16 protein-coding genes are annotated in these 15,625 nt (G+C 35.4%); 10 read left to right on the forward strand and 6 right to left on the reverse strand.

Going from position 1 to position 15,625, the window contains the following annotated elements:
- Positions 1-4: 4 nt before the first annotated feature.
- The 9 genes from H9Q20_RS08930 to H9Q20_RS08970 all read left to right on the forward strand — a co-directional run bounded on the left by H9Q20_RS08930 (position 5) and on the right by H9Q20_RS08970 (position 9,626).
- Positions 5-1,216: an HD domain-containing protein gene (locus tag H9Q20_RS08930; RefSeq protein ID WP_187477534.1), complete on the forward strand. Its 1,212-nt coding sequence runs from the start codon at positions 5-7 to the stop codon at positions 1,214-1,216.
- Positions 1,217-1,371: 155 nt separating this feature from the next.
- The gene (gene lpxD / locus H9Q20_RS08935) at positions 1,372-2,406 is read left to right on the forward strand and encodes a UDP-3-O-(3-hydroxymyristoyl)glucosamine N-acyltransferase (protein WP_187477535.1); all 1,035 of its coding nucleotides are present in this window, start codon (positions 1,372-1,374) and stop codon (positions 2,404-2,406) included.
- A complete protein-coding gene (locus tag H9Q20_RS08940; RefSeq protein ID WP_124641170.1) occupies positions 2,399-3,793 on the forward strand; it encodes a bifunctional UDP-3-O-[3-hydroxymyristoyl] N-acetylglucosamine deacetylase/3-hydroxyacyl-ACP dehydratase in 1,395 nt (464 codons plus the stop codon). The genes lpxD and H9Q20_RS08940 overlap by 8 nt, the downstream gene beginning before the upstream one ends.
- A gap of 4 nt (positions 3,794-3,797) precedes the next feature.
- Positions 3,798-4,586 (forward strand): acyl-ACP--UDP-N-acetylglucosamine O-acyltransferase, encoded by a 789-nt coding sequence (lpxA, locus tag H9Q20_RS08945; protein WP_124641172.1) that lies wholly within the window; start codon positions 3,798-3,800, stop codon positions 4,584-4,586.
- A gap of 29 nt (positions 4,587-4,615) precedes the next feature.
- On the forward strand, positions 4,616-5,179 hold the full coding sequence (gene efp, locus H9Q20_RS08950; RefSeq protein ID WP_124641174.1) for an elongation factor P: 564 nt from the start codon (positions 4,616-4,618) through the stop codon (positions 5,177-5,179).
- 71 nt (positions 5,180-5,250) lie between these two features.
- Positions 5,251-6,153, forward strand: coding sequence for a UDP-3-O-(3-hydroxymyristoyl)glucosamine N-acyltransferase (locus H9Q20_RS08955; RefSeq protein WP_124641176.1), 903 nt, complete (start codon positions 5,251-5,253; stop codon positions 6,151-6,153).
- Between the two features lie 112 nt (positions 6,154-6,265).
- The gene (gene sucD, locus H9Q20_RS08960) at positions 6,266-7,138 is read left to right on the forward strand and encodes a succinate--CoA ligase subunit alpha (RefSeq protein ID WP_124641178.1); all 873 of its coding nucleotides are present in this window, start codon (positions 6,266-6,268) and stop codon (positions 7,136-7,138) included.
- A 24-nt stretch (positions 7,139-7,162) separates the two neighbouring features.
- Positions 7,163-7,831: a porin family protein gene (locus H9Q20_RS08965; RefSeq protein WP_124641180.1), complete on the forward strand. Its 669-nt coding sequence runs from the start codon at positions 7,163-7,165 to the stop codon at positions 7,829-7,831.
- 250 nt (positions 7,832-8,081) lie between these two features.
- A complete protein-coding gene (locus tag H9Q20_RS08970) occupies positions 8,082-9,626 on the forward strand; it encodes a bifunctional response regulator/alkaline phosphatase family protein (protein ID WP_187478603.1) in 1,545 nt (514 codons plus the stop codon).
- Positions 9,627-9,742: 116 nt separating this feature from the next.
- Here H9Q20_RS08970 and H9Q20_RS08975 read toward each other — a convergent pair whose 3' ends face one another.
- The 6 genes from H9Q20_RS08975 to H9Q20_RS09000 form a co-directional block, all read right to left on the reverse strand.
- Positions 9,743-10,867 carry a glutathionylspermidine synthase family protein gene (locus H9Q20_RS08975; RefSeq protein WP_187477536.1) on the reverse strand — a complete coding sequence of 375 codons (1,125 nt, stop codon included), beginning with the start codon at positions 10,865-10,867 and terminating at the stop codon, positions 9,743-9,745.
- A gap of 22 nt (positions 10,868-10,889) precedes the next feature.
- Positions 10,890-11,198, reverse strand: a complete 309-nt coding sequence (locus tag H9Q20_RS08980; RefSeq protein ID WP_187477537.1) for a hypothetical protein — start codon at positions 11,196-11,198, stop codon at positions 10,890-10,892.
- A gap of 171 nt (positions 11,199-11,369) precedes the next feature.
- On the reverse strand, positions 11,370-12,842 hold the full coding sequence (gene putP, locus H9Q20_RS08985; protein WP_187477538.1) for a sodium/proline symporter PutP: 1,473 nt from the start codon (positions 12,840-12,842) through the stop codon (positions 11,370-11,372).
- 152 nt (positions 12,843-12,994) lie between these two features.
- Positions 12,995-13,735 (reverse strand): helix-turn-helix domain-containing protein, encoded by a 741-nt coding sequence (locus H9Q20_RS08990; RefSeq protein ID WP_187477539.1) that lies wholly within the window; start codon positions 13,733-13,735, stop codon positions 12,995-12,997.
- Positions 13,736-13,782: 47 nt separating this feature from the next.
- Positions 13,783-14,058 carry a hypothetical protein gene (locus H9Q20_RS08995; protein WP_187477540.1) on the reverse strand — a complete coding sequence of 92 codons (276 nt, stop codon included), beginning with the start codon at positions 14,056-14,058 and terminating at the stop codon, positions 13,783-13,785.
- Positions 14,039-14,584, reverse strand: coding sequence for a hypothetical protein (locus H9Q20_RS09000; protein WP_187477541.1), 546 nt, complete (start codon positions 14,582-14,584; stop codon positions 14,039-14,041). Before H9Q20_RS09000 ends, H9Q20_RS08995 begins: the two co-directional genes overlap by 20 nt.
- 380 nt (positions 14,585-14,964) lie before the next feature.
- Here H9Q20_RS09000 and H9Q20_RS09005 point away from each other — a divergent pair, with 380 nt between their 5' ends.
- Positions 14,965-15,615: a hypothetical protein gene (locus H9Q20_RS09005; RefSeq protein WP_187477542.1), complete on the forward strand. Its 651-nt coding sequence runs from the start codon at positions 14,965-14,967 to the stop codon at positions 15,613-15,615.
- The last annotated feature ends 10 nt before the right edge of the window (positions 15,616-15,625 follow it).

Below are 15,625 nucleotides of genomic sequence, written 5' to 3' on the forward strand. Positions count from 1 at the left end.
TATTATGCAAAACAAACTGAAAATCATCAATGATCCGGTTCATGGATTTGTGAAAATTCCACATGAAATTCTTTTCGATGTGATCGAGCATCCGTACTTTCAACGCCTGAGAAGGATTGGGCAAACCGGTCTGTTGAATTTGATTTTTCCAGGTGCTACGCATACCCGCTTTCATCATGCCATTGGTGCAATGCATTTGATGTTTACCGCATTGGAAACATTGAAATTAAAAGGAGTTCAGATTTCTAAGGAAGAAGAGAAGTCGGCCATGTTGGCCATTTTAATGCACGATATTGGTCACGGTCCATTTTCGCATGCCTTGGAAAGTATGCTGATGGACGATTGGCATCACGAGAAACTATCTCTTTTGTTGATGAAGGATCTGGATCATCAATTTCAGGGTGAACTCTCTTTGGCCATCGAAATGTTTTTGGGCAAATACCATAGAAAATTTTTCAATCAACTCATCTCTTCGCAGTTGGATGTCGATAGGCTGGATTATCTGAAAAGAGACAGTTTCTATACCGGAGTTACGGAAGGAAATATCAACACCCAAAGAATTATATCGATGATGAATGTCGCAAATGACGAATTGGTGGTGGATTCTAAAGGGGTGTATTCCATAGAGAATTTCTTAACGGCAAGGATGTTTATGTATTGGCAAGTGTATTATCATAAAACATCTGCGTTGGCAGAGCATCTTTTAGTGAAGATCCTGGATCGAGCCAAAACATTGGTGGCACAAGGTGTATCGTTGCCGGCATCGGAAAATCTGAACTATTTTTTAGAGAAAAATAAATTTATAAAAGCATCGGTTGAGGACATCTACCGTTTTACCCAATTGGATGATACCGATGTGGTACAGGCGATAAAAAGTTGGAGTACCTGTGAAGATTTTGTACTGTCGTACTACTGCACCAGTATTTCCAAGCGAAATTTACCCAAAACCATTATTTCGTCCCATCCTTTTTCTGAAGAATTAAAAGCAGAGAAAATCGATCAAACCAATCGATTCTTTAATACCCAAGACGGAGCTTTATTGGTTGATGAGTTTCAAAGAACTTTACTTCCGTACAACAACAAGAAGCAACCCATTGTTTTATTGAAAAAGAATGGAGAAGTTGTTGATTTGGACCAATCCGAAAATCAGATACTTACTTCGGCCATTACCCAAGAGAATACCAAGTATATACTTTCTTTTCCTAGGGAGATATAGATTTTTGGTCCAAGAGAATGTTCGGAAAAAGAGATAAGATGAGTTAGAAATATCCGGACTTTTGCTGTTGGTAAAATTTAAACTTTCTCTTCGTTGAAAACATTGTTTTAAGAAAAAAAATCGTTGGTTCTAAGAAATTTGTATCTTTGCAAGATATGGAATTTACAGCATCGCAAATTGCAGGATTTATCAATGGGAAAATTATCGGTGACGATAATGCCGTAATAACAGGGGTTTCTCCAATAGAAGGAGGAGAGTCTGGGCATCTTTCTTTTGTAGCACAAGAACGATTTTCTCATTTTTTGGAGAATACAAAATGTTCCGTTCTGATCGTTTCGGAAAATTTGATCCAAAAAGACAAACACTATCCAGCAACAATAATCGCTGTAGAAGATGCCTATCTTTCTTTTCAAATTCTGATGAATCTCTACCAGCAAATGCAAGGAAGAAGGACAGGAGTGGAAAGCGGATCTTTTTTTCATCCAAGCTCAGAGTTGGGAGAAAATGTCTATGTCGGAGCGTTCACCTATGTTTCTGAGAAAGCAAAAATTGGCGACGGATCTCAAATTTATCCTCAAGTTTATATCGGGAAAAATGTTAAAATTGGTAAAAATTGTATCATTTACAGTGGTGCAAGGATATACGATTATTGTGTTTTGGGGGATAACTGCATCATTCATTCCAATACGGTAATTGGGAGCGACGGTTTTGGTTTTCAACCCACAAAAGACGGATTTCAAAAAATCCCTCAATTGGGAAATGTGGTTTTGGAAAACGATGTAGAAATAGGGTCCAATTGTTCCATAGATAGAGGGACTATAGGTTCAACAGTCATTGGGAAAGGAACTAAAATTGATAATCTAATTCAGATTGCCCACAATGTTAAGATTGGTAAAAACAATGTGATTGCAGCTCAGGCCGGTATTGCCGGATCTACTGTAATTGGAGATTGGAACCAAATCGGTGGACAAGTGGGTGTGGTAGGACATATCAAAATTGGGAATCAAGTGAAAATACAGGCACAAAGTGGTGTCAATAATTCTGTGAAGGATGGCGATGTTTTGTACGGTTCTCCTGCTATTTCAGCAAGTGATTATCGTAGAAACTATGTGCATTTTAGAAACCTTACAGAAATCGTTAAAAGAATTAATCAACTAGAAAATAACTCAAAAGATCAAACTAATGAGTGACTTGCAAAAAACACTTAAACAAGAAGTAACACTTTCAGGAATTGGACTGCATACAGGTGCAGAAGTACAACTAACCATAAAACCGGCAAAGGAAAATACAGGATTTGTATTTGTAAGAACCGATTTGGAGGGACATCCTCAGGTGGAAGCCGATGTCAATTTCGTTACCACTACTGAAAGAGGGACAACTCTGGAAAAATTAGGAGTAAGAATTCATACCTGCGAACATCTTTTAGCCGCTCTTGTGGGGTGCGATATCGACAATGCTATTTTGGAAATGAACAGTGCTGAGCCCCCAATCTTGGACGGTTCTTCAAAGTTTTTTGTAGAAGCAATAGAACAAGCAGGTGTTGAGGTTCAGACCCTTCCTAGAGAATATTTGGTAATCAAAGAAGTCATGAATTATGTAGATCCTGCAACGGGATCGGAAATTACCATTATTCCTTCTGAAAATTACGAAATTACCACCATGGTTGATTTTGGGACTAAAGTTTTGGGTACTCAAAATGCAACTTTAAAGGACATCTCAGAATTTAAAAAAGAATTTTCTTCAGCTCGTACTTTCAGCTTCTTACATGAGTTGGAAATGCTTTTGGACGCTGGACTTATCAAAGGAGGAGACATTACCAATGCCATTGTTTATGTAGATAAAGATCTAACACCGGATACAACTGAAAAGTTGAAAAAAGCGTTCGGGAAAGATACGGTTTCCATAATGCCTAACGGAATTTTGGATAATCTGACCTTAAACTATCCTAACGAAGCCGCAAGACATAAATTGTTGGATGTCATTGGAGATCTAGCTCTTGTGGGTGTGAAAATAAAAGGAAAAGTGATCGCAAATAAACCCGGTCATTTTGTAAATACTCAGTTTGCAAAAAAACTGAACAGACAATGGAAACTTCAAAAAAAGAAAAATGTTCCTGATTTCGACTTGACTAAAGAACCGGTGTACGATATCAATGGAATTATGAAATTGCTTCCGCACCGTTATCCGTTCCTATTGTTGGACAAGGTTCTGGAGTTGTCAGACTCTCATGTGGTAGGGTTGAAGAACATTACCATGAACGAGCCCTTCTTCCAAGGACATTTCCCAAAAGAGCCTGTAATGCCAGGGGTTTTGCAAATAGAAGCATTGGCACAAACGGGTGGAATTTTGGCCTTGGCTAATGTTGAAGATCCGGAAAATTATTCGACTTATTTTGTAAAAATTGATAAAGTGAAATTCAAGAAAAAAGTAATTCCTGGAGATCAAATTATCTTTAAAATAGAATTGATGGAGCCTATCCGTCGTGGAATTGTGCACATGCAAGGTTACGGTTATGTAGGCGATAATGTCGTTGTAGAAGCCGAACTTATGGCACAAATCGCAAAAACTAAAGCATAATCGTATGATTCATCAACTTGCTGCCGTAGATAAAAGAGCAAAAATCGGTAAGAATGTCGTTGTAGAACCTTTTACAACCATTGCTGCCGATGTAGAAATAGGCGAAGGCACATGGATTGGTCCCAATGTGACCATCATGGATGGAGCCAGAATTGGAAAAAATTGTAGAATCTTTCCAGGAACCGTCATTTCTGCCATTCCTCAAGATTTAAAATTTGACGGAGAAGATACTCAAGTCATCATTGGAGATGGAAGTACCATACGAGAGTGTGTGACCATCAACAGAGGGACAAAAGCATTGGGGTACACCAAAATAGGAAAGGATTGTCTGATCATGGCGACTTCTCATATCGCTCACGACTGCGTTTTGGGGGATCATGTCATTATTGTAAACGGTTGCGGTATTGCAGGACATGTAGAGATAGGCGATTATACCGTGATGGGAGGTCTCTCTGCGGTGCATCAGTTTGGTAAGATTGGCAAACATGTCATGATTTCTGGTGGAACATTGGTGAGAAAAGACATTCCGCCGTATGTAAAAGTGGCTAGAGAACCCATGAGTTATGCCGGTATCAATTCGGTCGGGTTGAGACGAAGAGGTTTTACCAACGATAAAATTTTTGAACTTCAAAAAATTTATAAATACCTATTTCAAAGCAAGATGAATGTTTCGCAAGCCATGAAGCTGATCGAAAAAGAAATGCTTCCAACGGCAGAAAGAGATGAGGTTTTAGAATTTATCAAAAACTCACCAAGAGGTATTGTAAAAGGATACGGAACAGGTAAAGAATAACAATTAAATTAGAAATAAATTAACATTTAATGGCAACAACAGCTGATATTAGAAAAGGACTTTGTATTGAATTCAGTAATGATATTTATAAAATTATTGACTTTCAACATGTTAAACCAGGGAAAGGTCCAGCTTTCGTAAGGACAAAACTAAAATCTGTAACCAACGGAAAGGTATTGGACAATACTTTTTCTGCAGGTCATAAAATTGATGAAGTAAAAGTAATCACTCGTAAATTCCAATACCTTTACGACGATGAAAACGGATTCCACTTCATGAACAATGAAGATTTCGTACAAATCTACATCAACAAAGAAATGATTGAGAATGCTCAATTTATGAAGGCGGGTGAAGAAGTAACCATCATCCTGAAAGAAGTGGATGAAACCCCACTTTCTGCAGAGATACCTCAAACGGTGTATCTAGAAGTTATAGAAGCAGATCCAGGAGTAAAAGGAAATACGGCAACCAATGCATTGAAAAATGCCATCGTAGAAACGGGAGCTCGTGTTTTGGTACCTTTGTTTATAGAGGCTGGTGATAAAATCAAAATCAATACAGAAGACGGATCTTACATAGAAAGAGTGAAGTAATCTTTTACTGTTCATATATAAAATCTCCAATTAGTGGAGATTTTATTTTTTTTAATTAATTTTTTTTAGAAATGACATTTCAACAGCCTCAAACTCTAAAAACAATTGCGGATCTTATCCAAGCAAAATTTATAGGCTCAGAAGATTTTAAGATCCTAGGGACCAACGAAATTCATCGGGTGCAACCTGGAGAAATTGTTTTTGTGAACCATCCCAAATACTACGACAAAGCATTGCAATCCCCAGCAACCATCATCTTAATAGACAAAGAAGTGGATTGTCCCGTAGGTAAAGCATTGCTTATTTCTGAAGATCCTTTTAGAGACTTTAACATCATCAACACGCATTTTACTAAAATTCACAACTTTCGTGAGGATCTTAACGATGCTCTAATCGGAGAAAATACTTTTATCCATCCTTCCGCAGTTATTGGTAATGGAGTGAAGATCGGAAAAAACTGCCATATTTTTCCCAATGTGGTTATTGGAGATCGAACGGAAATTGGCGATCATGTCATCATACAATCCAACACCGTTATCGGTGGCGATGCTTTTTATTATAGAAAATTAAACGGAAATTTTGACCGACTCATCTCCGTAGGAAATGTCATCATCGAAGATCATGTAGAAATAGGGAACGGTTGCACCATAGATCGTGGTGTTACGGATAGTACCATCATTGGCGAAGGCTCTGTCTTGGATAACCAAATCCAAATTGGGCACGATACCAAATTGGGCAAAAAATGCCTTATCGCTTCCTTGGTAGGTATTGCCGGATGTTGCGAAATTGGCGACGAAGTCAGCATTTGGGGACAAGTAGGGATGGCATCAGGACTAACCATCGAGAAAGGTACCGTTATTTTAGGACAAACCGGGGTGAATAAAAGTTTGAAGAAAGGAACCTATTTCGGTCCACTAGCTCAAGAATTTAAAGATTATCTTCGTAATGAAGTGAAATTGAAAAATTTAAAATAATTTTTTTTAAGTTTGAATTCTATTTTTCGTATTCAAATTTTTTTAGCCACTGAATAATCAGTAAATTTGCCCAAAGTATATAATTTTTAATTATCAAAAAAACAAATAAATAATGTCAGTATTAGTAAACAAAGATTCTAAAGTAATCGTACAAGGTTTTACAGGAAACGAAGGAACTTTCCATGCAGGACAAATGATAGAGTACGGAACCAATGTTGTTGGTGGTGTAACTCCAGGTAAAGGTGGAACAGAACACCTTGGCAAACCGGTATTCAACTCTGTTGCAGATGCTGTAGCAAAAGCAGGAGCCAATGTATCCATCATTTTTGTACCACCAGCGTTCGCAGCAGATGCCATTATGGAAGCTGCAGATGCAGGGATCAAAGTAATCGTTGCCATTACAGAAGGTATTCCTGTTGCTGATATGGTAAAAGTAAAATCGTATGTTGCTGACAGAGATTGTAGATTGATCGGTCCTAACTGCCCAGGAATCATCACTTCTGACGAAGCAAAAATCGGAATTATGCCAGGTTTCGTTTTCAAAAAAGGAAAAGTAGGTATCGTTTCCAAATCAGGAACTCTAACTTACGAAGCTGCTGACCAAGTAGTAAGAGCCGGTTACGGAGTTTCTACTGCAATCGGTATTGGTGGAGATCCAATCATCGGTACAACTACTAAAGAAGCCTTGGAATTGTTCATCAACGATCCGGAAACTGAAGCCGTTGTAATGATTGGTGAAATCGGTGGTAGCCTAGAAGCGGAAGCTGCAAGATGGTACAGAGATAGCGGTTCTAAAAAACCGGTTGTTGGTTTTATTGCAGGACAAACAGCACCTAAAGGTAGAACAATGGGACACGCTGGTGCAATCGTTGGTGGTGCAGAAGATACCGCACAAGCTAAAATGGAAATCATGGCAGAATGCGGAATTAATGTTGTAGCATCTCCTGCAGATATCGGTAAAACGGTAGCTAAGATTTTAGGATAAGAATCTAAAAAACACACACATATCATGAAAAAATTAGTATTAGCTTCTGCTCTAACGCTTTCTTCTATGGCATTTGCACAAATAGATTTTAGCAATACCCGTTACGGTGTAACAGGTGGACTGAACTACTCCAGAGTGAGACATGCACACAACCCTTCAGGACCAAGATATTCTTTCCATGCTGGGGTTTTGGCATTGATACCGGTCGATAGAAATCAAATGTTTTTTATACAACCGGGTGTTGAATACTATGGAGCAGGCGAAACCGGAAAAGACAAAGATGCTAAAGGAACTCCAGGATATAATGCGGTATATGCCGAAGATTATATCTCTGTGCCTTTAATGTTTAAAGTTTATTTCTCCGAAGCCGAATCTGAGTTCTTTGGTTTGATTGGTCCTCGATTCAACTTTTTGGTAAATCAAAAAGTAACGGATCCTTCAAAAGCATATTATGCCGTGGATCAATTAACCGCCTATCCTGGAGTGAATGGTAAAGCCAATTCCTTTAACTTCGGACTGGGTGCAGGTATTGGTTATAGCTACATGCGAAAGATGGAACTTACCCTAAAGTACGATATGGGATTCTCGAATACCTATCCTAACTTGATGAAAGAACCGGGTATGGATCCTAACATTCAAAAAGCAAAAACAACCCAAGTGGTTAGTGTAGGACTTAGTTATATATTTGACTAAATACTGTTTTTTATGAAATCATAAACCGGAGCTCAGTCTCCGGTTTTTTATTTTTTTCAAAATCAATTGCTCATTTTCATTTTTTTTAAAGGTTTTATAATGAGTACTTTAAACGGGTTATTCATTTTGTTTAACGAAAATTTAACGAAACTTCATCTTTATTTTGGTAAAAATTAAGAAGAATTGGTCGTATTTTTGATTTCAATTGCTGGCTGAAAAATCATTCAGCATTCACAATTAAACTAGAAAAATTATGTCGAAAATATTATGGATTGATGACGAAATTGAATTTCTAAAACCACACATTGTGTTTTTGGAAAATAAAGGTTATCAACTCACTCCCGTCAATAATGTAAATGAAGCCTTGGAATTGATTGAAAAGGAAAAATTTCAACTCGCATTGTTGGACGAAAATATGCCTGGAATTTCCGGATTGGATGCCATTCCCATGCTCAAAGAAAAGGATTCGTCCATGAAAATTGTGATGGTCACCAAAAGTGAAGAAGAACACATTATGGAGATGGCCATAGGATCTCAAATTTCTGACTATATCCTAAAACCGGTCAACCCCAATCAGATTTTACTCTCGCTGAAAAAAAATCTGCAAGAAGAAAATCTTGTAGAACAAAAGACCATTTTGCAATACCAACAAGAATTCAGAAACCTGTCTATGGAGCTGTCTTATCTTAGAAATCACCAAGATTGGGCCGATTATTATAAGAAAATTCTGAATTGGGAAATAAAATTTGATAAAGTTTTTGATAGCGAATTTGCAGACTTGTTACAATCTCAAAAAGAAGAAGCCAACATTCAGTTTTCTAAATTTATTGAAAGAAATTATGAAGATTGGTTGCACACATCAGACAAACCGATGATGAGCCACACCCTTTTTAAAGACAAAATAAAGCCAGAACTTCAGGAAGATAAAGTCTTGTTGCTCATGATAGATAACCTGAGATTCGACCAATGGAAGGTGATAGAACCTTTGTTTACCAAATTTTATAATAAGGTTTCAGAAGATTCGTATTACAGCATACTTCCAACGGCTACTCAATATGCAAGAAATGCTTTCTTTGCAGGATTAATGCCTAGTGAAATTGAAAAAAGATTCCCGGATAAATGGTTCAACGATAACGAAGACGGCAATAAAAATGAATTTGAAAAAGATTTTCTTGCCGATCAAATGAAACGATTGGGGCTGGGGGACAAGAGCATGAAGTATCTAAAAGTTCTGAATGCTGACTATGAAAAGAAAATTTTAGACGAATTCAATCAATACAAAAAAAATGACCTTTTGGTAGTGGTGTATAACTTTATAGATATACTGTCACATGCCAAAACGGATAACCATATTGTAGATCAATTGATCCGTGACGATAAAACATTTAGGTCTCTGACCTATAACTGGTTCGAAAACTCTTCGATCATTAAGCTTATAAAAGCCGCATCGGAAAACGGTTTCCGACTGGTAATCACTACCGATCACGGTACCGTATATGTCAAAAAACCCAGTCAGGTGGTTGGAGATAGAGAAACATCGACCAACATACGCTACAAAACCGGAAAGTCCCTAACCTACGACGAAAAAGAAGTTTGGGCCGTAACGCAACCGGAGAAATTATTTTTACCAAAAGGAAATTTGAGCTCCAAATACATCTTTGCAAAAAACAATACTTTTTTGGCGTATCCCAAAAACTACAACCATTTTGTGAATTATTATAAAGACACTTATCAGCACGGTGGTATTTCTCTGGAAGAATGCATCATCCCCATTTGTGTTTTAGAACCTAAATAATTTTTTTTCATAGATTATTTTTCTTAGATTCAACAAATAAATGCTGTTGCATTTATTTGTTGAATCTAAGCTCTATAAAGATAAAGTATTGATTTTAAACAAAGATCAACCTAATATTAAATAATAAAATGAGGTACAAACCTACTGGTGTTGGTGGTAATAAGGGTTGAAGATTCTCTAATCCCAAGGCCGGCAGCTTCTCCACCAATCAACCAAGAGCCTAAGATCGGGGTTTGTCCATCAAAAACAGGTAGCTCAAAATAATCTTGATATACAAAGCCTTCTTCACCGTAATCGCCTTCTGTTTTTTCTATACTCATACCGTTTTTAATGATCTCTATATTGGCGCCTTCTCTACTTAGTAAAGGCTTTTTAACATAATTGATAAGACCTTCGGGATCAGTTTGGCATTTTAAAATGTAAGGAGAATCCGGGAATAAACGAGAAAGATAAACCATAAACATTTTATTACTCATAATACTCTTATAGAAAGGTTCTATCCAAGTACAGAAATCAAAATTAGAAATTAAAGCTTCTCCAAATTCTTCATGAAACATCCATTCATAAGGATATAATTTGAAAATATTCTCTATCATTTCACCCTGAGGAGTACAAAAAGAACCATCACCCAAAGATATTTCATGAATAGGGAGATACGACGTTAAAATACCGGCTTGATGTGCACAATCTTCTAAATATTTGGTGGTGATATAATCTTCTTGAGAATCGCTTACCGAAGAAAAGAATACTTTTTGTTTTCCTAGTAAATAAGGATGACAAGTCTTCATGTGGGCTACCAATCGATCATGAATGGAATTAAACTGGTCGTAAGTATCATTAAAATCTTGTAACCAAAACCATTGTACAATACTGGCTTCTACTAAACTGGTTGGAGTATCTGCATTGAACTCCAAAAGTTTAATCTCTTGGGTATTCGAATTATACCCCAAATCAAAACGACCATAGAAGGAAATATGATCTTCTTTCCAACTTTTTTTAATGATTTCATGATATTGAGAAGGAATTTTGAAATCTTGAAGTAAATTTTCTTCAACAATAAAATCTACGGTTCGGATGCATAGATCAAAAATTTCATTGGTGGCTTTTTCTATTTTATTAATTTCATCCAAAGAAAAAGTATAGGCATTCTGTTCATTATAATAATCTTTATAGTACAAAAAGCCGACATCTTGTATCTTTTCTTCCCAATTTTGGCGAGGTTGTATTGAAATTCTTTTCATTTTATTTTACAATATCATCTTATTATCCTCCAAAACTTGAAAAGCCACTTCTTGCAGAAGAGCCGAACCCCCCAGATTTAATCACCGAAGGCGTTACCCCAGATCGTAAAGCACTATTGGTAAAGCCACTATATATGCCGGGATTGATTCTGTTATTAAATAATGGATACCATGAGCCTCCATAATAACGATAACCACGGTCATTCATTACGGTATCTTTTTTCCCGGATTTTCCGGAAATCCATTCATTTTTAGGTTTATTATTACAGGAAGTTACGGAAAGAGAAACCATAAATACACTTCCCAAAACGATGAGCTTACTTTTTTTCATATTCTTAAAAAAACGTCCAAAAGTACAGAAAAATGCGTTATAATCTTGAGGAAAACAGAGAAAACTTTAAACAAACATTCAGAGTTTTTTAAATTTTAGTGGAAATAGAAAAAATGAGCTTCGGCGCCGTAGGCGCTGAAGCTCTATCAAATATCTTATGCGAACCCATCGTTACTCAGGATTCTTAGAAATATCGTCTTTCATTAAAGCTTCCATCTCACCAAATTCTTGTTCTATTATGTCATCTTTTTTATAGGTAAATCTAGATACGATAATATTAGTGAGCAAAGAAAGAGAAAACCCAGGAATCATCTCATACAAATCTTTATAAGGATGGCTCAGATAAACCCATAATAAAACAGTCACTCCACCAACTATCATTCCGGCAAAGGCTCCTTGCCAAGAAGATTTTTTATTCAGTAAAGCCAGTAAAATTAGAGGGCCAAAAGCAGATCCGAATCCGGCCCGGGCATTTCCCACCAAATTAAGAATACTATCTTTAGGTGTAAGAGAAAGTAATACTGCAATTACAGCAACCAATAATACAGACATTCTACTGGCAATCAACATCTGTTTAGGCGTTGCTTTTTTATTAAGAAAAGCCTTATAAATATCCTCGGTTAAAGAACTTGAAGTCACTAACAATTGAGAAGAAATCGTACTCATCACCGCAGCCAAAATAGCGGTAAGTAAAAAACCCGCAATCAATGGATGGAAAAGTACTCTTGAAAAATAAATAAAGATGGTTTCTGCCTGAGTTTTTTCTTTATCAAAAACACTCATGGTTGCAGGATCAAACTTCATCATATAAGCAATACCGACTAAGCCTACCAAAAGTGCTCCACCAACGGTAAAAATCATCCAGGTGATCCCAATATTTTTGGCTTTCACTAAATCTTTAGGGTTATCAATCGCCATAAAACGCACCAAAATATGAGGTTGCCCACAATAGCCTAATCCCCAAGCAAGAAGAGACACGATACTCACCGTAGTCGTTCCTTTAAAAAGATCCATATATTGTGGCCCCTTTTGATGAATGAGGTCAAAAGTTTCTCCTGGTCCTCCAATTTGAGTTATCGCTACAATAGGAACAACCACCAAAGCGAGAACCATGATGGTTCCTTGAATAAAATCAGTTAAACTCACGGCCAAAAAACCTCCAAGGAAAGTATAAAGAACAACGACAATGCTGGTTGCCCAAAGCCCAACGGAATAATCCATTCCGAAAGCGGACTCAAATAATTTACTTCCAGAAACCATTCCGGCGGAAGTATAAAGAGTAAAAAAGATCAAGATAAAAATAGAAGAGGTAATCTTGAGTACATGGTTTTTATTTTTATATCGATTTTCAAAAAAGACAGGAAGGGTAATTGCATTTTGAGCGACTTCGGTATAAATCCTGATTCTTGGCGCAACGATTAAATAATTAAGAAAAGCCCCAAAGGTCAATCCAATAGCAATCCAAGCACTAGAGATTCCGGTAAAATACATGGCTCCAGGCAACCCCATCAATAACCATCCACTCATATCGGCGGCTCCTGCTGAGAGTGCCGTTACAGCGGCTCCTAATTTCCTTCCACCTATTAAAAATTCTTCAGAATTATTGGTTGATTTACGGTAAGAATAGATCCCAATACCGATCATAAAAAGAAGATAAGCTCCTATAGAAATAGCTTCATAAATCTACATACTACATTTATTTGCGGCCGAATTTAATAATTAAAATTTAATCTACCTTATTTGAAAATCATAAAAAATGAAAACCTTTCTTTATCATAGGTTCTAAGCGAATGAAATTAGGAAGAAAATTCTTCGGTTAATTTTTTGATAAAATAAGAAGGATTAACTCCTGTTTCTTTTTTAAAGATGACAGTAAAAACCTCTCTTGAAGAAAATCCGCCCAATTCTGCAAGATGGCTTATTTTGTATAATCTATAGGATGGATCTTCATAAAGTTTTTTAGAAATATAATCAATCCGCAAACCATTGATATAATCATTGAAAGATTTCCCAGAAAATCCTTTTATAGCTTTGGAAAGATATTTAGGGTTGGTATTCATCTGATAGGCAAGAGTAGAGATTGTTAATCCTTTTTTAAGGTACTTATCTGATTTTTCAAATTTATTCAATTTATCATACAATCCAGAAAGCGTTTCTTCAGGAATGTCAGGGGATGATATTTTTTTTATATCAATATTTTGCTCGACATATTGTGTTGTTTCTTTTTCTAATTTGATTTTTTTTATTAATTTCTCATATTTCTTTTGGATCTTAATCATATTTTTCCTCCATAAAAAATAGATGCATATAATGGAAATAATAAATATTCCTGATACAACCCAAATAATCATATTTAGTTTATGAGATTTTTTTTCTTTTTCTTTTAAGACAATTTGCTTAATACTATTGTTAGTGCTATTTTTGGTTGAAAAATTAAGACTATCTTTCAGGTTAACATAGAGTTTTAAATATTCAGATTCCATTGCATCATTCTTAATTCCTCTATAAGAATTGCTAAGGTTCATATAAGCTTCCATTCTAATTTGTGGATTTTTTTTTATTTTTTTCCAGATTAAGAACCTCATTAGAAAAAGCTATGGCTTTCTGATAATCTTTTTTCTCGGAATAAAATTTTCCAATAGAAATAAGAATATCTAAGTCCGAATGCTTCTGGGGCGATTTCTCTGAATTTTAGCGCTTTCATATAATAAGCTTCTGCTAAATTAAGTTTTCGTGGAATGTGGACTCCAGTGTAAAAATTCCCAACATTACAGTAAAGAAACATGAGCATATCATTTTTTTTCAAAATCCATTTTTTCGAATTACTAATTTTCTCAGCTTTAGCAATGCTTTCTTTCATGTAATATAATCATAGAATCTTGTGGCTTTTCGTAAATACTGTAATTTGTCGCAATATTTTGATATGCAACTGATTCAAAATAATTTCTGATATCATTATTTGTGATACTTTCTGCTTTCTTTAATGATAGAAAATTTTGCTTAATACATTCCGACTCTAAACCTTGTGCTGCATATATTCTACTCTTATTATTATGAACAGCAAACAAAGACTCATTGTCATTATTCTTTAATGCCAATTTTTCTGCAGAAGAATTAAAATCTAGTGCTTGATTATAATTATTTCTACTGATATATTCGTTCGTTAAGTACAGACTGGTTTTTAAAATGCCTTTTTCGTAATGTATTTTTTGTGAAGCTGTATGCAAATATTTAATAGAATTAAAATTTTCGTCGTTATGTTCTTGCTCAACAATAGAATCATACTTTTCCTGAATTTCTTTTGGATTCCATTCCTTATTCTGTGCACTAAAATTTAGGAAGAAGAAACAAATCAAAAAAGTAAAATAATTGTGAGGTTTTTTCATAAGCTTTTTTACAAAATTAAACTGTATTAAGAGGATAAAAGTACAAACCTCTAGATAGACAATAAAAACGATTAGTGTTATAAATACCGAAATTCTTTTCATAATATGCTTAGCTAATATAGTGATATTAAATGATATGCACGGAATTAATGAAAGAATATTTATATTAAATAAAAGCTATTGATTACTGTTCATAATTCCGCATTTCGCACATCATTTTCTTGTGGATAGTTTTTTGTCATATTAATATTGTGGTGAAAAAAAACATTAAATAGTGTGTAAATAGAAAACATTTTCAATTAAACAATTGATTAAAGTGGAAGATCATCAATTATGTTAATAGGTTAGGAAATTGTTTACATAGTACTATTGAAAACACAATGATGAGAAAAGAAAACATAAAAGCCGGAAATTTATTTTCTGTATCGGGCAACTATAAATTGCTCGTGCTTTTATGTTTTTTTATTTTTCCTCTTTCTCTGCTTTCTCAGATTTTCTATGGTAACGATACTAAAATTTTTATAGGTGATGAGACGGTAATTACCCAAAAATTTTTGCAAATAAAAAAAATAGACTTTACACATATTTATATAGCATCAGAAACTACGATTACAGGATTACAGCCCGACCAAAATATTACAGTTATCTATTTAGATGAACCTGAGAAAACAAAAGAAGTTCTAGCTAAAAAACATTTTAAACAAGAAAAAAGAATAGCGAATCATACTCCAATTGAAGAAGAGTCAATATTCCCAAAAGAAGTTTTTAAGCAAAATGACAATCAAAAAACATTTTTTCTTTCTGATTGTCATAGTATAGCTGTTGCTCCCACCACTACGCAAGACATAAAGCAGCCTGCCTTACAATCCGAAGAAGTAAAATATGTTCACCATAAAGCAGCTCCTCATAAACTAGCTTTTGAGAAAACAAATCTCTTACTACTCTCTGTTTGTTTAACTGTAAATAAGATTCGTCCGCCACCTTTTGTTAAAAAAAATAGAGTTCATATCAACCGGATAAAAGAGTTTTAAATTACACTTT

It is taken from the genome of Amniculibacterium sp. G2-70 (genome assembly GCF_014353055.1).
Lineage (GTDB): Bacteria > Bacteroidota > Bacteroidia > Flavobacteriales > Weeksellaceae > Amniculibacterium > Amniculibacterium aquaticum.